This is a genomic window from Mucilaginibacter terrae (assembly GCF_031951985.1).
Lineage (GTDB): Bacteria > Bacteroidota > Bacteroidia > Sphingobacteriales > Sphingobacteriaceae > Mucilaginibacter > Mucilaginibacter terrae_A.
Window position 1 is genome coordinate 4,499,025 of sequence record NZ_JAVLVU010000001.1, and the last position, 20,796, is coordinate 4,519,820.

General features: G+C 44.1%; 20 protein-coding genes. 11 read left to right on the forward strand and 9 right to left on the reverse strand.

Annotated features, from left to right (window positions below):
- Positions 1-121: 121 nt before the first annotated feature.
- Positions 122-1,417 carry an MFS transporter gene (locus QE417_RS19255; RefSeq protein WP_311952509.1) on the forward strand — a complete coding sequence of 432 codons (1,296 nt, stop codon included), beginning with the start codon at positions 122-124 and terminating at the stop codon, positions 1,415-1,417.
- Between the two features lie 55 nt (positions 1,418-1,472).
- Entirely contained in the window at positions 1,473-1,694 is a 222-nt protein-coding gene (locus QE417_RS19260; protein ID WP_311952511.1) for a hypothetical protein, read from the forward strand.
- A gap of 140 nt (positions 1,695-1,834) precedes the next feature.
- Here QE417_RS19260 and pruA read toward each other — a convergent pair whose 3' ends face one another.
- The 3 genes from pruA to QE417_RS19275 form a co-directional block, all read right to left on the reverse strand.
- Positions 1,835-3,469, reverse strand: coding sequence for an L-glutamate gamma-semialdehyde dehydrogenase (gene pruA / locus QE417_RS19265; protein ID WP_311952514.1), 1,635 nt, complete (start codon positions 3,467-3,469; stop codon positions 1,835-1,837).
- Positions 3,470-3,626: 157 nt separating this feature from the next.
- Positions 3,627-3,851, reverse strand: a complete 225-nt coding sequence (locus QE417_RS19270; RefSeq protein WP_311952517.1) for a hypothetical protein — start codon at positions 3,849-3,851, stop codon at positions 3,627-3,629.
- A gap of 215 nt (positions 3,852-4,066) precedes the next feature.
- Positions 4,067-5,968 (reverse strand): rhamnogalacturonan lyase, encoded by a 1,902-nt coding sequence (locus tag QE417_RS19275; protein ID WP_311952520.1) that lies wholly within the window; start codon positions 5,966-5,968, stop codon positions 4,067-4,069.
- Positions 5,969-6,193: 225 nt separating this feature from the next.
- On the opposite strand from QE417_RS19275, the gene QE417_RS19280 reads away from it, so the two are divergent.
- The 5 genes from QE417_RS19280 to QE417_RS19300 all read left to right on the forward strand — a co-directional run bounded on the left by QE417_RS19280 (position 6,194) and on the right by QE417_RS19300 (position 11,633).
- Positions 6,194-6,757 (forward strand): hypothetical protein, encoded by a 564-nt coding sequence (locus QE417_RS19280; RefSeq protein WP_311952522.1) that lies wholly within the window; start codon positions 6,194-6,196, stop codon positions 6,755-6,757.
- Positions 6,758-6,908: 151 nt separating this feature from the next.
- Positions 6,909-7,454, forward strand: coding sequence for a hypothetical protein (locus QE417_RS19285; RefSeq protein WP_311952526.1), 546 nt, complete (start codon positions 6,909-6,911; stop codon positions 7,452-7,454).
- A 113-nt stretch (positions 7,455-7,567) separates the two neighbouring features.
- Entirely contained in the window at positions 7,568-8,626 is a 1,059-nt protein-coding gene (gene lpxK, locus QE417_RS19290; protein ID WP_311952527.1) for a tetraacyldisaccharide 4'-kinase, read from the forward strand.
- Positions 8,598-9,413 (forward strand): purine-nucleoside phosphorylase, encoded by an 816-nt coding sequence (locus QE417_RS19295; RefSeq protein WP_311952529.1) that lies wholly within the window; start codon positions 8,598-8,600, stop codon positions 9,411-9,413. Before lpxK ends, QE417_RS19295 begins: the two co-directional genes overlap by 29 nt.
- Before the next feature lie 147 nt (positions 9,414-9,560).
- A complete protein-coding gene (locus QE417_RS19300; RefSeq protein ID WP_311952532.1) occupies positions 9,561-11,633 on the forward strand; it encodes a putative porin in 2,073 nt (690 codons plus the stop codon).
- A gap of 2 nt (positions 11,634-11,635) precedes the next feature.
- Here QE417_RS19300 and QE417_RS19305 read toward each other — a convergent pair whose 3' ends face one another.
- Both QE417_RS19305 and QE417_RS19310 read right to left on the reverse strand, forming a co-directional pair.
- Positions 11,636-12,052: an SMI1/KNR4 family protein gene (locus QE417_RS19305; protein WP_311952535.1), complete on the reverse strand. Its 417-nt coding sequence runs from the start codon at positions 12,050-12,052 to the stop codon at positions 11,636-11,638.
- A 109-nt stretch (positions 12,053-12,161) separates the two neighbouring features.
- Positions 12,162-13,100 carry a PepSY-like domain-containing protein gene (locus QE417_RS19310; RefSeq protein WP_311952538.1) on the reverse strand — a complete coding sequence of 313 codons (939 nt, stop codon included), beginning with the start codon at positions 13,098-13,100 and terminating at the stop codon, positions 12,162-12,164.
- A 183-nt stretch (positions 13,101-13,283) separates the two neighbouring features.
- Between QE417_RS19310 and QE417_RS19315 the strand changes: the two genes are divergently transcribed.
- Entirely contained in the window at positions 13,284-13,760 is a 477-nt protein-coding gene (locus QE417_RS19315; protein ID WP_311952540.1) for a hypothetical protein, read from the forward strand.
- Between the two features lie 26 nt (positions 13,761-13,786).
- On the opposite strand, the gene QE417_RS19320 is transcribed toward QE417_RS19315, so the two are convergent.
- Positions 13,787-15,043 (reverse strand): asparagine synthetase B, encoded by a 1,257-nt coding sequence (locus QE417_RS19320; protein ID WP_376717534.1) that lies wholly within the window; start codon positions 15,041-15,043, stop codon positions 13,787-13,789.
- Positions 15,044-15,246: 203 nt separating this feature from the next.
- Here QE417_RS19320 and QE417_RS19325 point away from each other — a divergent pair, with 203 nt between their 5' ends.
- Together QE417_RS19325 and QE417_RS19330 are read left to right on the forward strand one after the other, a co-directional pair.
- Positions 15,247-15,684 carry a peptidylprolyl isomerase gene (locus QE417_RS19325; protein ID WP_311952543.1) on the forward strand — a complete coding sequence of 146 codons (438 nt, stop codon included), beginning with the start codon at positions 15,247-15,249 and terminating at the stop codon, positions 15,682-15,684.
- Positions 15,685-15,778: 94 nt separating this feature from the next.
- The gene (locus tag QE417_RS19330; protein WP_311952546.1) at positions 15,779-16,195 is read left to right on the forward strand and encodes a DUF5606 family protein; all 417 of its coding nucleotides are present in this window, start codon (positions 15,779-15,781) and stop codon (positions 16,193-16,195) included.
- Between the two features lie 73 nt (positions 16,196-16,268).
- On the opposite strand, the gene QE417_RS19335 is transcribed toward QE417_RS19330, so the two are convergent.
- The 3 genes from QE417_RS19335 to rlmH all read right to left on the reverse strand — a co-directional run bounded on the left by QE417_RS19335 (position 16,269) and on the right by rlmH (position 18,905).
- Positions 16,269-17,231, reverse strand: coding sequence for a cation diffusion facilitator family transporter (locus QE417_RS19335; RefSeq protein WP_311952549.1), 963 nt, complete (start codon positions 17,229-17,231; stop codon positions 16,269-16,271).
- 31 nt (positions 17,232-17,262) lie between these two features.
- Positions 17,263-18,201 carry an aspartyl/asparaginyl beta-hydroxylase domain-containing protein gene (locus QE417_RS19340; protein WP_311952552.1) on the reverse strand — a complete coding sequence of 313 codons (939 nt, stop codon included), beginning with the start codon at positions 18,199-18,201 and terminating at the stop codon, positions 17,263-17,265.
- Between the two features lie 230 nt (positions 18,202-18,431).
- Entirely contained in the window at positions 18,432-18,905 is a 474-nt protein-coding gene (rlmH, locus tag QE417_RS19345) for a 23S rRNA (pseudouridine(1915)-N(3))-methyltransferase RlmH (RefSeq protein WP_311952555.1), read from the reverse strand.
- A 71-nt stretch (positions 18,906-18,976) separates the two neighbouring features.
- On the opposite strand from rlmH, the gene QE417_RS19350 reads away from it, so the two are divergent.
- On the forward strand, positions 18,977-20,785 hold the full coding sequence (locus QE417_RS19350; RefSeq protein ID WP_311952556.1) for a MutS-related protein: 1,809 nt from the start codon (positions 18,977-18,979) through the stop codon (positions 20,783-20,785).
- The last annotated feature ends 11 nt before the right edge of the window (positions 20,786-20,796 follow it).

Consider the following 20,796-nt stretch of genomic DNA (forward strand, 5'->3'; position numbering starts at 1 on the left):
CTTAATTTGGGTAATTGTTTAAACCCTGGTTACAATACTTGTGAAACAGGCATGAAGAAATGTATGCATATTATGCAACTGTATGATATAAAAATAAAAAGTTATTTTCGTTGATACAACTATGGCTGCATCTACCTCACATTATACCAAAGCACAGCATTTCAAATCAATTTTTGGAGGTTCGGTAGGCAACCTTATTGAATGGTACGATTGGTATGCCTATTCGGTTTTCTCCTTGTATTTTGCAGGGGCATTTTTTCCGGAGGAGAGCGAAACCGCGCAATTGCTGAACACGGCAGGCATATTTGCCATAGGCTTTTTAATGCGCCCGGTAGGCGGCTGGCTCATGGGGGCTTATGCCGACCGTAAGGGACGTAAAGCAGCACTCACACTATCGGTATTACTAATGAGCGCAGGTTCATTACTTATTACCATAGTGCCAGGCTATAGAACCATTGGTATTGCCGCTCCTATTATTTTAGTGCTGGCCCGAATGCTGCAGGGCCTGAGTGTTGGAGGCGAATACGGCACGGCGGCCACCTATTTAAGCGAAATTGCCCCACGCAATAAGCAGGGTCTATATTCCAGCTTTCAGTATGTAACCACTACGCTTGGCCAGTTGGTGGCGCTGGCAGCTTTAATGTTGTTAGAGCGATGGCTGCTTGGCCCTGCTAAACTGGTCGCGTGGGGTTGGCGTATACCTTTTGGCTTTGGTGCTTTGCTGGCACTATCGGCCATTTACCTGCGCCGCAGCCTGCCCGAAACAGAATCTTACCAGCAGGAAGCAATTGTTACCGAAAAGCGCGGCAGTTTAAACGAGCTGGCCAAGTATAAACGCGAGGTGCTCATCATTTGCGGCTTTACCATTGGTTTAACGGTTTCGTATTATACATTTTCTACCTACGTGCAAAAGTTCCTGGTTAATTCGGCGGGGTTTAGCAAGCCCGATGCAACATTGATAACTACCACCTCGCTCATTGTTTTTATGCTGGTACAGCCCCTGGCCGGTTTACTGGGCGACTATGTTGGCCGTAAACGTATTATGATTATTTACGGCGTATTGGCTTTAATAACTACCATGCCCATCATGTTGCTGCTGAGCAATACGCACAATATTTGGGTAGCTACCCTGCTCATAATTATTGCTTTGTGCATCCTGAGTTTAAACACATCCATATCGGCTATTATTAAAGCCGAACTGTTCCCGGTAAACGTGCGCTCGCTTGGGGTGAGTTTGCCTTATGCGTTTACCGTAGCGCTGTTTGGCGGCACTGCCGAGTACATTGGCTTATGGTTTAAAAACATCGATCATCCCAATTACTTCTACGTGTATTTAACCGTTTGTATTGCCCTGTCGTTATGGGTAAGCATCATCATGCCCGACCCGCAGCGGCATTCGAGAATTGAGACCAAATAATTGTTTGCAAACAAAGCCATGCGTAATTGTTGTTATATAAAACAAAACATATATCATGGCAACAGAAAACAACACCCCGATAAACGAAGAAGAAAACGAAAAAGCAGCCGCGCGCGACCCGCAGGATACTCAGTTAGGAAATATCTACGACACCGAAAACAAAGAAGCAGGAGAGGCCGAAGCCTGGCAACATGCTTATGATGCTTCAACCCCGTCTTATGAGCTAAATGTAGATGCTGGTATTGCAGAGAAGCAGGAAGATGAGGAAGAAGAATAGAGTCAGGAATCAAGAGTATAGAATCAAGACAGAAATCTTTTAACCAAAAATGCCATCCCAAACTTAAGTTCGGGATGGCATTTTTATTGTTTATAAGGAGCCAAAATCTGTATTCTTGATTCTGTACTCTTGATTCTCTCTTAAACCTCTTTCTGCAAAAACGGATAGCGGTAATCGGTAGGTGGGTCAAAGGTTTCTTTGATGGTACGTGGTGACGTCCAACGCAGAAGGTTTTGCATAGAGCCTGCCTTATCGTTAGTGCCTGAACCTCTTGCGCCACCAAACGGCTGTTGGCCAACCACGGCGCCTGTTGGCTTATCATTAATATAGAAGTTACCTGCTGCATTACGTAAGCGTGTTGTGGCTTGTGTAATGGCATAACGGTCTTGCGCTATAATAGAGCCGGTTAAAGCATATGGCGATGTATTGTCGATAATGCTCATCACTTCCTCAAACTGCTCGTCTTCGTAAACGTAAACGCTTAATACCGGACCGAACAATTCTTCGCACATGGTTACATAGTAAGGGTCTTTAACCTCAATAACGGTAGGCTGCACAAAGTAACCAACCGATTTATCGTAAGTACCACCGGCTACAATTTCCGCATCAGGGTTAGCTTTAGCTTCGTCAATGTATTTGGCCAGTTTGTCAAACGATGCTTCGGTAATAACCGCGTTCACAAAGTTCTCAAAATCTTCGGTAGGGCCCATTTTTATGGTGGCCAAATCGGCTACCATCTTTTCTTTTACTGCAGGCCATAATGATTTAGCAATGTAAGCACGTGATGCAGCCGAACATTTTTGCCCCTGGTATTCAAACGCACCGCGTACTAAAGCTGTAGCCACTACTTCGGCGTTGGCACTTGGGTGAGCTAATACAAAGTCTTTACCACCGGTTTCGCCCACAATGCGTGGGTAGCTGCGGTAATTGCTGATGTTGTTACCAATAATCTTCCATAAATTCTGGAATACATGGGTTGAACCGGTAAAGTGTAAGCCGGCAAAATCGCGGTGACTGAATATGATATCGCCCGCAACAGGGCCGTCAACATTTATCAGGTTGATAACACCCGGAGGTACACCCGCCTCGTTAAATACCTGCATAATCACGTTAGCAGCATATAGTTGAGTAGGGGCGGGTTTCCAAACTACTACATTACCCATAAGGGCAGGAGCAGCGCAAAGGTTACCTGCAATAGCAGTAAAGTTGAACGGAGTAATAGCAAACACAAAACCCTCCAAAGGGCGGTGCTCCAAACGGTTCCACATACCTTTTGATGATAGAGGCTGTTGCGCGTATATCTCGGTCATGTATAGCACGTTGAAGCGCAAAAAGTCGATAAACTCGCAAGCGGCATCAATTTCGGCCTGGTAGGCGTTTTTTGACTGGCCCAGCATAGTAGCTGCATTGATCTGAGCACGGTAAGGACCGGCCAACAGATCGGCAGCTTTTAAAAATATGGCAGCACGTTGTTCCCAGGGCAGGTTTTCCCAGTTGGCCTTAGCGGCCAGGGCTGCATCAATAGCGGCTTTTACATGGCTTGCATCACCTTCGTGCGCATTGGCCAATAAATGTTTATGATCATGTGGCGGGCGCACCTCAATGGTTTTGTTGGTACGAACTTCCTGGCCACCAATGTACATAGGTATATCAGTTACCTGCGCACGGCCTTCGGCCAGTGCGGCTTTCAACGCGGCGCGCTCAATGCTACGCGGACCGTAGTTTAATACCGGCTCGTTTTGCGGCACCGGCACATCAAAAAATCCTTTTAACATAGGTTAAATCTATTTGTAAACAAAGATACGGGTTAATATGCATAAGCAAGAATAACTATGCCCTTGCCAGTATATTATTACGCAGGTTTTACTTGTTGGTGAAGCTAAAAGCAACGCTAAGCCAGTTTTTAGAGTATTAGGATTATAACGCTGCCAATTATAATTTGGCATCATACTCATCCTTTACATGTTGTGCAATGTAGGTACTTAAACCCTGGCCCTGAGCAGCCAGTTCTTTCATACGCTCCACATGCTCTTTGCCCGGATGATCGTACGAGTACAAATAAGTTTCTCCACCCTGAAAGAGTATCTTGATATAATCGTCGCCCACATCATATGATTCCACGCCTGATATGCCGCTGAGGTTTTGGTATTTGATCATGAATGGAATAATAAGTGGATGCGGCGTTTTGTTTGGTTTCGACAAATAATCACCTTCGTCATTGCGAGGAACTGGTGGAAATGAGCATTGGGTTCCGAAGCAATCTGGAGGTACACTGCACCAACTTGAGTTACTGCACTAAACTTCCGGGTTGCTTCGGCGGCTCCGCAATGCCCATCTCTGCCTCGCAATGACGAGGTTGAAAAAAGAAGAAGTTACTTCTTCCCCTCTAAAACTACAATATTCGGCTTCGGCGGTGTTTTCATATCCTGCCCAATAAAAAAGCTGGTATGAGGCGGCTGGTTATAGGCCACGTTTTGCCAGGCTATGCTGAGGCGGTATTGTGGGTCGTGCATAAAGGTGTAAAAGCGGTTTTTGGCGGGAATGGTGGTAGTAAATATGCGTAGTTCCTTGCCGTCACGGGTGGCGTAAATGGCTTCTTCGCGCCAGTCGCCCAGTATGTCGCCGCTGAGTACGGGGTTTTGCTTGGTGCCGTTGTTGCTTACGCAATTGTAATCTGCAGCATTGAACATAATATTGGCTCTGGAGTTTTGATAATCCCATTTGCTGATGCGGGTACCGTCCAACAGTTCGCTGAGCATATCATCATCCCAAAAAATACCGAAATTAACGGATGGGTTGCGCTCCGAAATTTTGTTGCCTTTGACATCGAACATACCGCTAATACCAGCCCCGGCCACCCAAGATTCAAACCCCGGGTAACGCGGATCAACATCCAAGGATAAACCACGACCTGGCCCCTCGCCATCTTCGCCGGCTTTAACAGATGGTATTTTCCATATCATTTGGCCGGTACGCGCATCTCTGAAGTTTGCCCCGGCATCTCCAAAGCGTTCCTGAATATCGAAAACCTCTAACCCTGGTCGGTTTGGGTCAAGGTCTGATACGTGCAGGGCATCGGCGTGGCCGGTACCCGTGCTGTATAAACCTTTGCCGTTATCATCAATCACCATGGCTCCATATACGATCTCGTCTTTACCATCATTGTCAACATCGGCAATAGTAAGGTTATGGTTGCCCTGGCCTCTAAACGGACGGTTTTCGGCGTTGGCATCGCTGTCAAATACCCAGCGTTGTTTCAGTTTGCCATTGTCCAGATCCCAGGCTGCAATAACGGTGCGGGTATAGTAGCCCCGGCACATAATGAGGCTGGGGTGCTTGCCATCTAAATAAGCTACGGCTGCTAAAAAGCGCATGCCCCGATTGCCGTAACCATCGCCCCAAATGGCTTTTATTTGCTCGGTGGTGGGTTGTTCGGTATCGGGGTGTAACGAGGGAACGTATTTTACAGTGTTAATGACCGCCCCGGTTTGTCCGTTGAAAACGGTTAAAAACTCCGGGCCACGCAAAATGTGGCCATCGCTGTTGCGCCAGGTTTTGGTCGAGTCGCCAATTACATTGCCTTTGCCATCAATGGTGCCGTCGGCAGTTTTACAGGCCACTTCGGCTTTGCCGTCGCCATCCAAATCGTACACCATAAACTGGGTATAGTGTGCACCCTCACGAATGTTTCGGCCCAAATCAATGCGCCAAAGCATAGTGCCGTCTAACTTGTAAGCCTCGAGGATTGGATTATCGGTGATACCTTTATGTGAGTTATCATGCCCGCGGCCGGTTTGGTGCAGTATAATTTCGTATTCGCCGTCGCCGTCCAGATCGCCCACTGAGGCATCATTGGGTTTGTAACCCGCCATAGTTTGCAGCGGTATAGACAGGTAGGGCTTTGCGCCACTGCTGGCCGCTATGGTAAATGGCTTGCTGGTTTCGGTCTCTTTGCCGTTCAATACGGTTTTTACAAAATAGCTCACGCTGGCGGTAGAGTCTATCTTTTCGTCGATATAATTGGTAGTGGCTGTAATAGGCGAGCTGTTCAATTTTACAGCGGCTTTGTTACCGGCACTACGGTACAGGTTAAAGGCAAGGTTATCAGGATCGGTGCCCAGCATGCGCCAGCCTACATACACCTTGCCACCGCCCTGGTTAATGGCAACCACGCCCCGGCCAAGCTTTTCCATTAAGCGTTGTGAAAATACACTTTGGGCACTAAAAAGCATCAGCAAACCTGCTGAACATGCAGCGTAAAGGTTTAATCGCATAATTGGTTTGTTTGAAGGATTATAATTGGCCACTAATGTAATGGGCTGAAGCTTTGCAACTATGCTGTACTGTCGGCTTTTTGATGTAACTATTTTGTGATAAGATTGTTTAATTAAACGGTAGATGAATAAAAGCGTCTTACAGCTGATAATAACTTATGCAGTTAACCTTAAAAAGCCGTTAAAAAGTGCCGATTATCAGGCATAATCTGCTATTATTGTACTATGATGAATACCTACAATATCTTACAGGGTAAAACAAAAGCGTTGCTTATGCTACTTTTTACGGCAATAATGCTGGTTTCTACCAACATATATGCACAAACCGCAGCATCATCAGACCTCGACCGTTTATACCAAAAATATAAAGGCAATACCGAAACCACCATTTTTGTGGGCGATAAAGAAGTTAATGCCCGTGTGCTTATTAATTACAATAATCATAACAAGCCCTACCGAATAATTATTTATGGCGAAGCCGTGGCCGATGGCGATATGGAAGAACTGATCGATCAGCTTTGCGATGCCAAGGTTAAAGCCGGTTACAAAAAATCGACACTCAAAAACGTAGTTAACTTTGACCAGAACGGCATTTACGAAAATAACATTGATGTGGTTACCTATCAAAAAGGCACCCAGTACGCCAGGTACGGCATTAAAAAAATGGAAGTCCGTAATCAGTTAGTGGCCGAAAACGGTACTCCAAAATATTCGAGCGACTTTTTTTATTTTGAAGTAGGCGACAACGCCCGCAAGCGCAACATGAAGCCCGAAAAGTTTGACTTTTAACGCTGCTTATAATTATTATTAACTAATACTCATTGAAGGAATAAAATTGCAATAAAACTGTGCGTTTATTGCAATATGTGAGTGCAAATTTAAGTTATGTTGTATAATTCCTGTATTATTGTGTGTTATGTACGGGCATCAAACAGCATTTATGAAAAAAATATCCTTCGTAATTATCCTGAGTGTTTTGCTTTGCAACCTGGCGTGGGCACAAAAAAAGTCTGCCGAACCGGAGTTGGATATTGACCGTGTTTATAACCTGTATAAAGATACCAGCGATATTGTTATTAAAACCGGCGGCAAAGAAATCAAGGCTAAGATTAAAATCACCATGAATGCTTTTGATAAGCCTTACTCGGTGATTGCTTATGGTGAGGCCGATGCTGATGCAGACGAAGTATTGCAAAAACTCAAAACCGAATTAGGCGTAACCAAGTTGCAGGCTGGTTACAAACAATCGCCCGGAACGTTCCCTGTTGTATTTAATCCTACAGGTAGTTACGAACATACCGTTCAAATCTCCTACTTTCAAAAAGGAACACAATCGGCTAAGTATGGTATCCAAAAGATCATGTATAATGATCAGGAAGCTAACGGCCAAAAAGTTGCCCGCCACGTAAGCGACTTTTTTTACTTTGAAGTTTGCGACGAAGGCCGCCGTAATGCCGCCAAGGCCGAAGAGAAATTCGTTTTTTAATAGGTTTGCTCCTTAGTAACTATTGCGCTAATATCCATTTAAATTTACAGTACGGTAAGGCTTGTTAAGTAAGTCTACGCATCATTCGCTTTTTGTATCTTTAGCGTTTTAATATGAAGTATTTGCGCTGGCTGCTTTTCCCGTTATCGTTATTGTATGGCTTGGTGGTGCTCATGCGCAATTGGTTTTATGATTCAGGGTTATTTAAAAGCCGTTCCTTTAATTTACCCGTAATCGTTATTGGTAATTTAGAGGTGGGCGGTGCCGGTAAAAGCCCCATGGCCGAGTACCTTGTGCGCCTGCTAAAAAGCGATCTTAAACTGGCCACCCTAAGCAGGGGGTACGGTCGTCAAACCAAAGGATATTTAACTGCCACATCTGCTTCTACTGCCACCCAAATAGGTGATGAGCCAGCCCAGTTCAAACAAAAATTTCCGGATGTTACTGTGGCCGTGTGCGAAAAACGGGCCGATGGTATTGAGCAATTAGCTGCTGACCATGATCTTATCATCTTAGATGATGCCTTTCAGCACCGTGCCGTAACACCCGGTTTGAGTATATTGTTATTTGATTTTAACCGCCTTGCCGATTCCAAATTGCTATTACCCGCGGGTAACCTGCGCGAGCCATTTATAGGCCGTTACCGTGCCGATGTATTTGTGGTGAGTAAATGCCCGTCAAACCTATCGGCCCAACAACAGCAGCAGGCCCTGCAAATTTTAAAACCTTTAAACTATGAACAGGTTTACTTTACGGCTATTGATTATTTGCCCTTACAGGATATGAGCGGTAGCCCGGTTGGTTTAATGCCCGATGCCGATACCACTGTTTTCCTGCTTACGGGTATTGCCAATACACAACCTTTGCTTACATATATCAATGAGCACAGTTTAAACGTTATACATCACAATTATGCCGATCATCATCAATTTACGTTGAAAAATATTGGTAAACTTGCAAACGATTTTAACAGCTGTACGGCCGCCAAAAAGGTAATTATTACTACCGAAAAAGACGCCCAGCGCTTACACGAACCGGCTTTGCAGCCACTTGTACAAAAACTGCCCATTTGGGTATTGCCTATTGGCATTAAATTTTTAAACGAGGAAGGCAAAAACCAGTTTAATAAAACCATACATAACTATGTTAGACAGTATACAACGCACCACTGATTATATTAAAGGCCGCATTGGCGATTTTGTACCCGAAGCCGGAATTATTTTAGGTACCGGCTTAGGCGGTTTGGTTAAGGATATTGAAATTGAAAAACAGATGCCTTATGCCAACATTCCTGGTTTTCCTATTTCAACACTGGAGTTTCACTCGGGCCGGTTAATTTTTGGCACGCTGGCCGGTAAAAAGGTAGTGGCCATGCAAGGCCGTTTGCATTACTACGAAGGCTATAATATGCAGCAAATTACCTTCCCGGTTAGGGTAATGAAAATGCTGGGTATTAAAACACTGTTTGTATCAAACGCCAGCGGATCGTTAAACCCCGACTTTAAAAAAGGCGACCTGATGGTGATTGACGACCATATTAACCTGCAGCCCATCAATCCGCTAATTGGTACTAATGACGATGAGCTTGGTCCGCGCTTCCCCGATATGAGCGAGCCTTATGACCGCAAGTTAATCCAAAAGGCATTACAAATTGCGGCTGCCAACAATATTACCTGCCATAAGGGAGTTTATGTATCGGTTACAGGCCCTAATTTGGAAACACGTGCCGAATATCGTTACCTGCGGATTATCGGGGGCGATTCAGTAGGAATGAGTACAGTGCCAGAGGTTATTGTGGCTAACCACATGGGCTTGCCGGTTTTTGCTATATCTGTACTAACAGACGAAGGTTTCCCTGAGGAGTTGAAACCGGTATCAATAGAAGAGATTATTGAAATAGCGCAACGTGCCGAACCCAAACTAACGCAAATTTTAAAGGAACTGATTGCGGGATTGTAAGGGGGGAATAGTTGTCATTTCGAGTGATAAAGAGAAATCCTATACTAAAACTAAACGCTCGTATAAGATTCCTCACTATTGTTCGGAATAACAGTAAGCTAATAATACGGTACAACCTCTAAACATAACATAGCACCTACACACTTAATGCTTAACCGGCTTAAATATATATTTATAACCCTGTTTGTAACGGCAATGGGGCAAACTGCGTTTGCACAGGTTCCTGCCAGGCCCACGGCGCCCGATACGGCTCGAATGGGCCGTGGCTCGCGTACCCAGTCGATTGATAGTGTGCGCAAGCGCCAGGAAAACCAGGGCGATACCATCATTTATACCTCAAAATTTATTAAAGTAACCAACGAGCGGCTGTTAAACGACAGTACCCAGATTTTTCCGCTGGATACAGGCTTAACAAATTTTGAAAATTATAGTCCGCTTTATCAGCCGCGTACACCTTATATACATTTGGGCAGCACTGGTCTGCCTATGCGTACGCTGCTTTTTGAACCAGCGAAAACTGTGGGGTTTGATGTAGGTATGCATGCTTTAGATCCCTACATGATCGGTCCTAAAGATATTTTGTATTACCGGGCAAGGGTGGCTTACACTAATCTTTCGTTTTATAGCGGTGCTTTCGGCAATCCTAATGCCGAGCAAATATTCAGGCTTGTACATACCCAAAACGTAAAACCAAACTGGAACTTTACCTTCAACTTTAACTCAACGGGTTCGCGGGGCTTTTACCGCCGCCAAAACGTGAGCGATCTAAACGCAGCTATTGCAACCTGGTACGAATCAAAAAGTAAACGCTATAACCTGTTGGGCAACTTGTTTTTTAATAACGTTAAAGCCCCCGAAAGCGGCGCGGTTACACGCGATGTTTTTAACGTAACCGACCAGCCCATATTTGACAAGCAACAATTGGAAACGCGTTTAAGCAGTTCGTATACCAACTACCGTAACAACGGCTTCTACTTAAAGCAGTTTTACTATGTGGGCCGTATTGATACCTTGCAAAATGCCTCTAAAGAGGTTGCCAAGATATTGCCAACACAGCGTATAGCCCATACTTTATACTATAATGTTCAAAAATACAGGTTCGTACAAAACGAGCCTGATAATTTCAAGGTATTCCCCGATTACTTTTTTAACTCAACCGTATCGCAGGATTCGTTAGCCGTAACCAATATCCGTAACGATTTTTCGTACAGTTTTTACCTGCGCGGCAAATCGGTAAGCTTTGTGAAAAATGAAGTTAAGCTGGATGTGGGTTTAACGCACGATTTGTTTCATTTCAACCAGTACATTGTCGATTCGTTGCAGCAGGGTACCAACCTGCGTAACCAGGTACGTAAGGTGCAGGGTTCAACCAATCAAAATATTAAGCTGAATGCCCGTTTTAGCTACCGCTTTAGTGATAAAGTTGGTCTCGAAGGAGATTTTCAGCAGGTAGTACAGGGTTATAACTTTGGCGATTATTTGTATGATGCCAAACTTACCCTTTCGGGCGGCGAAAAGGCCGGTAGGATTGTTTTCGGCGCTTATGTGCAAAATAACGAGGCTCCTTTGATTTACAAGAACTGGATCTCGAACCACTATGTTTTCCGTAATACCGGCATTGGCAAACAGCAAATAAACAACCTGTCGTTTAACTATGTTAACGAAAAACTCAAGCTCGATTTAAAGGCCGAATACTTTTTGGTGAGCGGTTATCAATACTTCCAATCGCAAACAGCTAACGGTATTGATGCAGTGCCCACGCAGCTTGGCTCAACGCTTAACCTGTTAAAAGTAGCTTTGGGCAAACGCTTTGATATAGGCCGTTGGCATTTTGAAGACTATTTTGTGTACCAGCGGTCTGATTACCAGTCAACCATACGCACTCCCGAGTTTTACAACTACGCCAATATTTATTTTACCCGCACATTTTTTGGCGTGCTAAATGCTGCCATTGGAGTAAATGCACGTTACAATACATCCTACACTGCGCCTAACTATGCCATTGGTATAGGGCAGTTTTACAACAGTACCGATATTAACTTTTTAACCTACCCGGTTATAACCCCTTATATTAAAGGTACATTGTTCCGTACCAACCTGTTCCTGATGTATGATTATGCTAACCAGGGACTGCAAAGTAATGGCTACTACACTGTAAACCGTTACCCCATGCCCGATAAACTGCTGAAGTTTGGCGTAAGCTGGACGTTTTATAATTAAGGCTATCGCTGATCAAACCAGTTTTCACCGGCATCCAACCGCTCTAAAAAGTTGGTGAATGATGAGCCTATGGTTATGTGGTACTCCTCATCAAGGTCGATTAAGGGTGATAAAACTACATCAAAGCCATCATCATATTTTACCAGTGCAATAAACTCACTTGCCCCATTACTGCCGATGCCTAACGTGTGGCTTAATTGCTGGGTTATACCATATTCGTTGTTATTAATTACAATTTCATCAGCATCCCATAAACGCAAAAATTCCTGTCCAATAAAGCCTTCGTAGCCAGAATGATGTAGTAAAAAGCTTTTGTAGTCATCGGGTAATTTAAAGCCCACCAGGCTTTCTATATCATCAATTGATGTAGTGGGTGATTGCCTGCGTGGCCAGTTATGTTTGTTGAGGATTTGGTTCATGGTTGTAAGTAATGGTATAAAGTTATAAAAAACAAAGCCCTTAACAATTGACTGCTAAGGGCTTTGAATAAAATATTATGATGACTTAATCATTCACACTAACCATTCACTACCTCACTGCTGTGCTTTTTACAAATTTGCCTGTGCTGTCAAACTCCACAGCATAGCGGGTACCACTGGCATCAATTAATACCACATATTTATTTACCACATTATTTTGTTTTTGGGCAAAAGCTTTATCTAACACAAAACCTGGATAGGTAGTGGTTAGGTAAGTAGTAATGGCAGCCGGTAAAGTGGCCGGATCAACAGGCGTATGTTTAGCCGGACGCGGGTTTAGCTGCACACGTTTAACAAATACCAGTTTTGAGGCAAATGCAGTAGCAAACAAACCTTTGTTAGCACTGATAATAATGTACGATGTATCGTTACGGGTCACCACGGCATGCAACAGGGTATCGGTAGCGTAATTGGTAGCAAAATAGGTTTTAATGGCAGCGGGCAAGGCGCTCAGGGCTAAAGTATCGCCACGGAGGCCGCCGCGGTTCTCAAAACGGCCACCTTTGTGCCAACCCGGTCCGCCGGCTATGTCGGGGCGTTCGCGTTGTTCAAGCACCTGTACAAAGTTTCCGCTGGCATCAAACTTTAAACCTACCGGTTTTGAGTTGAAGTTGATGGCCACCACATAACCTTCTAACACACCGCTGCGGTTTGCAATTTTAAATGCTTTTTGAAAAGTAGAGCCGGCATAGTTGGTGGTTAAGTAAGTAGTAATAGAGGCAGATAAAGCGCTGAAAGCAACCGTGTCTTTTTTACCACCCGGAGGGCACGCGTTCATCAGCGCCAATGAATCTTTTGCAGCTGCGGTAGCGGTTGTTGTAGTAGAAGTAGAGGCTGCAACCAGGATGCTGGTTGATGATGCCGTTGTTTTTGAAGCAGCAATTTCTGCGTCTTCAGTTGACTGGGCTGCTTCCTTTGTGCACGATGATGTCAATACCACCAGTGCGGCCACGGCAGATAGCAGATAAGATTTTGTCAGTTTTTTCATGATGTAATTTTTATGGTTTATAAAAGTTTACATCAAACATATAGCGGTATGCAATTAAACACACCAGTGTGCCGACGAATGCTTTTTATGTGTGGATGAACGCGTCTGAACCGGAATTTAAAGAATTTTTTGAATCGACAGAATTGCCTAACTTAGATGATCGCTCTGCAACCTGCTTAAAATATGAAACACAGGATTGGAATCATCTTGCTACTATTAGTTAGCTGCGCTGTATACGGCCAATCTTCATCCTCCAAAGTACTCATTCCCGAAGCTGATTCGATGGTAGTAGAAATGGATAAACTTTTCATCAACCCTAAAAATGTTAAAGAAGTGTTTGTGTTGAAAGACCCAAGTTCAGAATTATCAAGAAGTCATAGAGGAGCAAATTTGATAATGACTTTTAAAAAGAAACCAAAATTCGTTGCCTTAAATAACCTGAAGGTGGATAGCATTGAAAAAAAGTCATCCAGGATTTCATATATAATTGACGGGGGATTTATTTCTGATACTACAGGAGTTAAAATTGATATATTAAATATTAAAAAACTTGATGCTTTATTTACAGGAGATATGCCAGGCCTTTATGTAAACCAAACCGGAACGGTATATTTAATAACAACTAAATCCAAAGGCAAAAAACTCCAACAACCAAAGTAAAACTCCCCCTTTAGGGGGCCGGGGGGTTAGGTCTTCTGCTTCTTCTTCTTCGCCGCAGGGAATAAAACATTATTCAGGATCAGCCTGTACCCCGGAGAGTTAGGATGAAGTTTTAAATCGGTAGGAGGGTCGCCTACGGCGTGCTGGTAGTCTTCGGGGTCGTGGCCGCTGTAAAATGTCCATTGGCCTTTGCCAAATTCGCCATGTATGTAGCGGGCTTCGTTGCCGGTTTTCATTTCGCCCATAATAGTTACATCGGGTTTAATACGGGCTTTGTTGTAGGCCGTGGTTAAGCCCATGAAACCTTTAATTACCTTATCATGGTTTTGGGTGAGCATGCTGGGTACCACATCCCACTTGGCCGAAAAATCAAAAAGGGTAAAAAAGTCGCGGGTGCGGTCAACCTGGCGGTAGTTGGTCATATCAATATCGCTAAACTGGTGCGACATGGGGTTCATATCCAGCTGAAAGTTTTGAAAGGCAAATGTTTGGCTAAAATCCAGCTTGCTTTGTGCTTTATAATCGGCAGCATCGCCATCAAACATGCTTTCGCAAATATCGGTATTGGAGGCTGCCATGGCTATGTCAAAGGTATCGGTGCCCGAGCACATGGCAAATAAAAAGCCACCTCCGTTACAGAAATCATGAATATGCTGTACCACGGCAAGTTTCATTTGAGATACTTTTTTAAAGCCCAATTGGTGTGCTGTGGCTTCCTGTTTTTTTACATCGTCAATATACCAGGGCTGGTACCTAAAAGCGCCGAAAAACTTGCTGTACTGGCCTGTAAAGTCTTCGTGGTGCATGTGCAGCCAGTCGTATTTGCTCAGGTCGCCTTTTATAACTTCCTCGTCGTACACTACATCATAGGGGATCTCGGCATATTTAAGCACCAGGGTTACGGCATCGTCCCAAGGAAGCTTGTTTTTTGGCGAATACACCGCCATTTTAGGTGCCTTTTGCAGCTTTACAATATCCATATTAACTGATGGATCGCTTACCTCGGTTAGTATCGATGTTACCTTGGCATCGGCCAGTACCTCGTAGCTTACACCGCGTATTTTGCACTCGTCTTCGGTTTGTTTGCTGTACTTGGTCATAAAACTGCCGCCCCGGTAATTAAGCAGCCATTCAACCTCCTCGCCGTTTTTTAATACCCAAAAAGCTATGCCGTACGATTTCAGGTGGTCTTTTTGCACCTCATCCATAGGCAGCAATAAGGAGGCCGCTTTAGTGGCTAAGGTTAAAAGGAGAAAGGCGAAAGCTAAAAGGTATCTCTTCATGTTTATATAAAGTCCGTCATTGCGAGGAACGAAGCAATCTCTGAACTATGCTTACAGACATTGCATCCGCAGAGATTGCTTCATTCCTCGCAATTTCGTATAATGGGGCTACCCAAATGTAACGAATAATTACATAAGCTATTATAGTTTATGGTAACGCACAAAATGTTTAACTTTGCCACCTTGTTTTAAAACAACATATTATGAGCAAAGCAATAATGAAAACCGACAAGGGCGACATGACGATCGAATTTTACGATCAGGACGCCCCTAATACAGTAGCTAACTTTTTAAACCTGGCTAAAACAGGCTTTTACAATGGTGTAACTTTTCACCGCGTTATCCCTAACTTCGTCATTCAGGGTGGCGACCCAACCGGTACAGGTGCAGGTGGCTCAGGTACCCGTATTGATTGCGAGTTAACCGGCGGTAACCAATACCATGATCGTGGCGTACTTTCAATGGCTCACGCTGGCCGTAATACCGGCAGCTCACAGTTTTTCATCTGCCACAGCCGCGATAATACTGCTCATTTAGACAGACACCATACTGTGTTTGGTAAAGTGGTTGAAAATGTTGAGGTAGTTGATGCTATCCGTCAGGGTGATAAAATTACCAGCATCGAAGTAATAGAAGAATAATTATTGTTGTGGGTTATGTGTTGTGAGTTGTGTGCCTCTTCTAATAAATGTACATTACTCACAACACACAACTGACAACCGACAACAAAAGCATATGAATTTACAAACAGTTGTATCAGTAGCCGGTAAGCCAGGATTATGGAAAGCCCTGGCCCAAAATAAAACAGGCTTTATTTTAGAAAGTCTCGACGAAAAAAAGACCAAACTGGTAGTAAACCTGTCGACCGCTAAAATGGCGGCTTTAGATGAGATCACCATTTTTGGTACCGACGAAGATATTAAGTTAACCGACGTATTTGTACGCATGAAAGCCGCAGCATCAGTACCTGATGTTAAAGCCGATGGCAAAGCAATGCGCGAGTTTTTCCGCGAGGTAGCACCCGATCATGATGAAGAGAAAGTATATGCTTCGGACATGAAAAAGATTTTAAGCTGGTATGCTATTTTGAAAGATATGGAAATCTTTAATAGCCCTGTAGTAGAGGCAGAAACTGCTGCTGAAACTGAATAACCCCCAATCCCCTGAAGGGGGAGCAGAAGATTTTAACGAAAAACGGCTTGAGGCATTCTCAGGCCGTTTTTCGTTAATGGGTATGACTATGTTTTTCCAAAGCTCCCCCTTCAGGGGGCTGGGGGGTACACTCTTTAACCTCACACTTTTCTCCACCAAACTCCGGTTCAAAAGTACTATGATGAATATCCAGATGTTCTAACCGGTGGCGCAAATCGAGTTTAATTTGATTAAAATTATTAGCTTCTTCGGGCTCAATAACAATGTGAGCAGTGAGGGCATTTTCGGTAGTACTTAGTGCCCACACGTGCATATGGTGTACATCATTCACGCCTTTGGCTTTTAAAAGCTCTGCTTTGATGTTTTGTAGATCCATTTGCTTGGGTACACCATCAATTTCCAGTCGAAGGCTATCCACCAGTAAACTCCAGGTACCAATAATGATCACTAATACAATGATGAGGCTCACGGCGCTATCGATCCAGTACCAACCGGTAAAGTAGATAACCAGGCCCGATATTACTACGCCTAACGATACCAGGGCATCAACCGCCATGTGCATGTACGCGCCCTTTACGTTCAGGTCTTTCTCTTTATCCTTCATAAACAGCCATGCGGTAACGCCGTTTACGCCAATTCCCGCAAAGGCAACCCAAGCAATGGTAATGCCCGGTATAGGCTGCGGGTGACCTATCCTCAGTATGGCTTCATAAGCTATAATGCCCACAGCGGCCACCAGTATAACCGCATTAAGCAATGATACCACAATGGTAGACCGCTTGTAACCATAAGTATAGGTACTGTTGGCCTTCATTTTAGAAAGCTTAAAGGCAAGCAGCGCAAGTGCTAAGCTGGCAACATCGCTCAGGTTATGCCCTGCATCGGTAAGGAGCGATAGCGAGCCTTTGGCAAAACCAACCCCGGCCTCAATTACCACGAAAGCCGAATTGAGGACAATGCCCACAATAAATGCGGTATTCAGATGATCGAGCTTTGGGGCATGATCGTGGTGGTGATGTGAATGGTCGTGACCCATAAAGCAAACTTACTTATTTAAAGTGCCGCTTTTACAACAAATGCCTGAAAAACAAGCCGTATAAAATGGCAGCAAACAGCGCGTACTTAACTACATAATATAAACGCTCATTATAAGCTTTCAGTTTTTTACCCACCAGCCTTATTGAGTATACATACCTGAAAGCCTTATTAATGTTGCCCGTTTTATCCTCGCCCATATTAGGTGATGCTGCCGAGGCCATTACAAACCAGCCAAAAAAGTTGTTCCAGGCACGGCCAATAATGGTCTTAACCGGGCGCTCCACATCGCAAAACAAGATGAGGCGGTCCATATCGGTCTTGTTTTCGGCGTGGTGGATGTAGGTTTCGTCAAATATCACATCGTCGCCGTCTTTCCAGGCATAGCTTTGACCATCTACCACAATATGGCACTGCTCGGAGTTTGGGGTAATTAAGCCCAAATGGTAACGTAACGAACCTGCATAAGGGTCGCGGTGCTGCATTAATTGACTGCCCGCCGGGAGTACTGCAAACATGGCGGCTTTAATGTTGGGGGTGTTTTTAAGTAACTCAACTGTTTGAGGGCAATATTTTTTGGCCGATGGATGAAAATCGCCATACCATTTTAAATAAAAGCGTTTCCAGCCACGGCGAAAGAAGGAGTTGAATCCCGCATCGTTATAAGTGTCCGAACCCTTGATGAGTTCCTCCCGTTCCAGTAAAATGGCTTCATCGCGTATAATTTGCCAGTTTTCTTTCAATAGTGCCAATTGCGGAAAGTGTGCTGTGCTGATGTAGGGTTTATTCTCCACATCCGAGAGGGCATACATGGGCACGTTGATAGGTGCCATAAAGGTAGAATGATCGGCAAACTGGCGGAAGAATTTGTACCTCACCCGGCCACGGTAATGCACAATTACGGTAGCAATAATAAACGAAAAAAGGATGAAGAACTTTAACGTGAAAAGCTCGGCGATGAAAGCATGCATGAGGTAGCAGATTGATGTAAAGCCAAATGTATTTCATCCTTGCGTTCAATCCAACTGTAGTATCGCTGTGTTGCAAAAATTTACATGGTAATTAAAATTGCAGCCCCTCCCAACCCTCTCCGCCTTAGGCGGAAGGTTTTTAAATAAATGTCCCAATGCTAACTCTTTCTTCTTGCTTCCTGGCTCTTGTTTCTTGTTTCTCAATGCTCCCCCTTCAGGGGGCTGGGGGGTTACTGATGATGATATGGTTCTCCCTTAATAATACTGAACGCCCGGTACAGTTGTTCTACAAAAAACAGCCTTACCATTTGGTGCGAAAACGTCATGCGCGATAGGGCTAGCTGGGCGTTGGCCCGCTGATATATCGTGGCATCAAACCCATAAGGCCCACCTATAATGAAAACCAATGATTGAGTAGAACCAATAGCTTTTTTGTCGAGATAATCGGCAAACTGCACGGACTTAAACTCCATGCCCTTTTCGTCCAATAAAACCACATGGTCGGTAGCGGTAACTTTTTTGAGAATGAGTTCGGCTTCCTTGCTTTTTTGCTGCTCCTGGGTTAGTGCTTTGGTGTTTTTGAGTTCGGGGAGGTCAATAATTTCGAGCCGGGTATAATGTTTAAGGCGTTTAACAAACTTATCGATCCCATCTTTAATGTAAGTATCTTCGGTTTTGCCAACGGTGAGCAGCACAATTTTCATGTTACAAATAAACAGCTAAAAACCGGCAGCTACCAAAAAATGGTTTAATTTGCCAAAATCTATATCACCACATGAACCAGCAAATACAATCAATCTATCAGCATAATATTGAGCATTCCATCAGCAAAATCCAGTACTTTAAAAACAGGGTAAACCTGTTTTCGGTAATGCGGTTAATTGTGTTTGCATTGCTGTTAGTGCTTATTTATTGGGCGGTAAAGCTCGATAATTTTACCTTGTTTGCCATAGGTGCGGTTGTTGTTGGCATTACATTTAATTGGCTGGTAATTAGGCAGGCCAGGTTTGAAAAGCAACGCGAGTACTTTGAAAACTTTAAGGCCATTAACCATAACGAGTTGGATAGCATAAGCCATTACGCCAACATTTACCATAATGGCAACGAGTTTAATAACGATAAACATTACTACACCAGCGATCTTGATATTTTTGGCGCGGCCTCGCTTTATCAATTAATTAACCGTGCGGCCACACCGGCGGGTCGTCAAAAACTGGCGGGCTGGTTACAGGCTCCGGCCAATAAAAGCACTATTTTAAGCAGGCAGCAAGCTGTTCGGGAAATTGCTGCAAAAAATGAGTGGAAGCTGAAGGTACAAGCTCAACTGTTGTTTGCTCAAAAACAGAAAGATGATGAGTTACAGCAATTGTTCAGGTACCTGCATAAGCCTGTAAACATGCCTGGTGAGGCGTGGCTTAGTAAATATGTTTTGGTTGTACCCTGGGTTATGATAGCCGCAATAATTGGTGCAATTTACTATCCCGAGGTAAAATACATTGCCATTGGTGTAGGCTTGCTCAATTTCTTTATAACTGGTATCAACAATAAACACACCGAGCAAACCGACCTTATTGCCGGTAAGATAGGTAATACCCTCAACAACTATTCGGATGTGTTTGATACCGTGGAGAAGGAGCAATGGAGTGCAGCGTATAACAGCAGTTTGGCCGATGGCATAAAAAGAACCGGCGGTACAAGTATTGCCGTTATTACGCGGCAGCTATCCGGATTAATTAATAGCTTAAATAACCGCAATAACATACTGATAGGTTTCTTACTCAATGTAGTATTGGTGTGGAATGTACGCTACGTAATAGCCATTGAAAAATGGAAACGCGCCAATCATGAGAGTATTGAGGGAGCCTTTGATGTGTTAGCCGATTTTGAGGCATTAATAAGCCTTACATCGCTCAGTATAAATTATCCGCAATGGTGTGTACCTCAAATAGCCGAAGGAGCTGGCTATACATTAACAGCAAAAAACCTATCGCACCCGCTCATAAAAGAAAGTATACGTGTTGCTAATAATTACGAGCTGAACAACACCCGTAAGATCGACATCATTACCGGTTCGAACATGGCGGGTAAGAGTACCTTTTTGCGCACGCTGGGCATTAATACGGTTTTAGCGCTGGCCGGTGCCCCGGTTTGTGCCGATGCCATGCAGGTATCGGTTGTGCAACTGTTCAGTTATATGCGTATCAAAGATTCGCTTAACGAGAGTACCTCCACCTTTAAGGCCGAGCTCGATCGCCTGCAAATGCTGCTTGAAGCGGTTAAGCTGCAACCCAATATCCTGTTCCTGATAGATGAAATGCTGCGCGGCACCAACTCGGTTGATAAATACCTCGGCTCAAAAGCGGTAATAGAAAAGCTCATCAGCCAGCAAGGCGTAGGCCTGGTTGCCACCCACGATTTGCAACTGGCCCAGCTCGAAACAGATTATCCGCATTATGTACGCAATTACTATTTTGATATACAGGTACAAGATGGCGAAATGCTGTTTGACTATAAGCTTAAACCGGGAGAATGCAAAACGTTTAATGCTTCGCTGTTGCTGGAAAGGATAGGGATATTTAGTTAAGGGGAAGATAG

Excerpts from the sequence above, each read along its gene's own strand:
- QE417_RS19295 (WP_311952529.1), top strand. The coding sequence starts at position 8,598 with ATGTTAGACAGTATACAACGCACCACTGATTATATTAAAGGCCGCATT.
- QE417_RS19325 (WP_311952543.1), top strand. The coding sequence starts at position 15,247 with ATGAGCAAAGCAATAATGAAAACCGACAAGGGCGACATGACGATCGAA.
- QE417_RS19300 (WP_311952532.1), top strand. The coding sequence starts at position 9,561 with ATGCTTAACCGGCTTAAATATATATTTATAACCCTGTTTGTAACGGCA.
- QE417_RS19315 (WP_311952540.1), top strand. The coding sequence starts at position 13,284 with ATGAAACACAGGATTGGAATCATCTTGCTACTATTAGTTAGCTGCGCT.
- pruA (WP_311952514.1), bottom strand. The coding sequence starts at position 3,469 with ATGTTAAAAGGATTTTTTGATGTGCCGGTGCCGCAAAACGAGCCGGTA.
- QE417_RS19330 (WP_311952546.1), top strand. The coding sequence starts at position 15,779 with ATGAATTTACAAACAGTTGTATCAGTAGCCGGTAAGCCAGGATTATGG.
- QE417_RS19280 (WP_311952522.1), top strand. The coding sequence starts at position 6,194 with ATGATGAATACCTACAATATCTTACAGGGTAAAACAAAAGCGTTGCTT.
- lpxK (WP_311952527.1), top strand. The coding sequence starts at position 7,568 with ATGAAGTATTTGCGCTGGCTGCTTTTCCCGTTATCGTTATTGTATGGC.
- QE417_RS19270 (WP_311952517.1), bottom strand. The coding sequence starts at position 3,851 with ATGATCAAATACCAAAACCTCAGCGGCATATCAGGCGTGGAATCATAT.
- QE417_RS19335 (WP_311952549.1), bottom strand. The coding sequence starts at position 17,231 with ATGGGTCACGACCATTCACATCACCACCACGATCATGCCCCAAAGCTC.
- QE417_RS19340 (WP_311952552.1), bottom strand. The coding sequence starts at position 18,201 with ATGCATGCTTTCATCGCCGAGCTTTTCACGTTAAAGTTCTTCATCCTT.
- QE417_RS19260 (WP_311952511.1), top strand. The coding sequence starts at position 1,473 with ATGGCAACAGAAAACAACACCCCGATAAACGAAGAAGAAAACGAAAAA.
- QE417_RS19350 (WP_311952556.1), top strand. The coding sequence starts at position 18,977 with ATGAACCAGCAAATACAATCAATCTATCAGCATAATATTGAGCATTCC.
- QE417_RS19305 (WP_311952535.1), bottom strand. The coding sequence starts at position 12,052 with ATGAACCAAATCCTCAACAAACATAACTGGCCACGCAGGCAATCACCC.
- QE417_RS19310 (WP_311952538.1), bottom strand. The coding sequence starts at position 13,100 with ATGAAAAAACTGACAAAATCTTATCTGCTATCTGCCGTGGCCGCACTG.
- QE417_RS19285 (WP_311952526.1), top strand. The coding sequence starts at position 6,909 with ATGAAAAAAATATCCTTCGTAATTATCCTGAGTGTTTTGCTTTGCAAC.
- QE417_RS19275 (WP_311952520.1), bottom strand. The coding sequence starts at position 5,968 with ATGCGATTAAACCTTTACGCTGCATGTTCAGCAGGTTTGCTGATGCTT.
- rlmH (WP_311952555.1), bottom strand. The coding sequence starts at position 18,905 with ATGAAAATTGTGCTGCTCACCGTTGGCAAAACCGAAGATACTTACATT.
- QE417_RS19320 (WP_376717534.1), bottom strand. The coding sequence starts at position 15,043 with ATGAAGAGATACCTTTTAGCTTTCGCCTTTCTCCTTTTAACCTTAGCC.
- QE417_RS19255 (WP_311952509.1), top strand. The coding sequence starts at position 122 with ATGGCTGCATCTACCTCACATTATACCAAAGCACAGCATTTCAAATCA.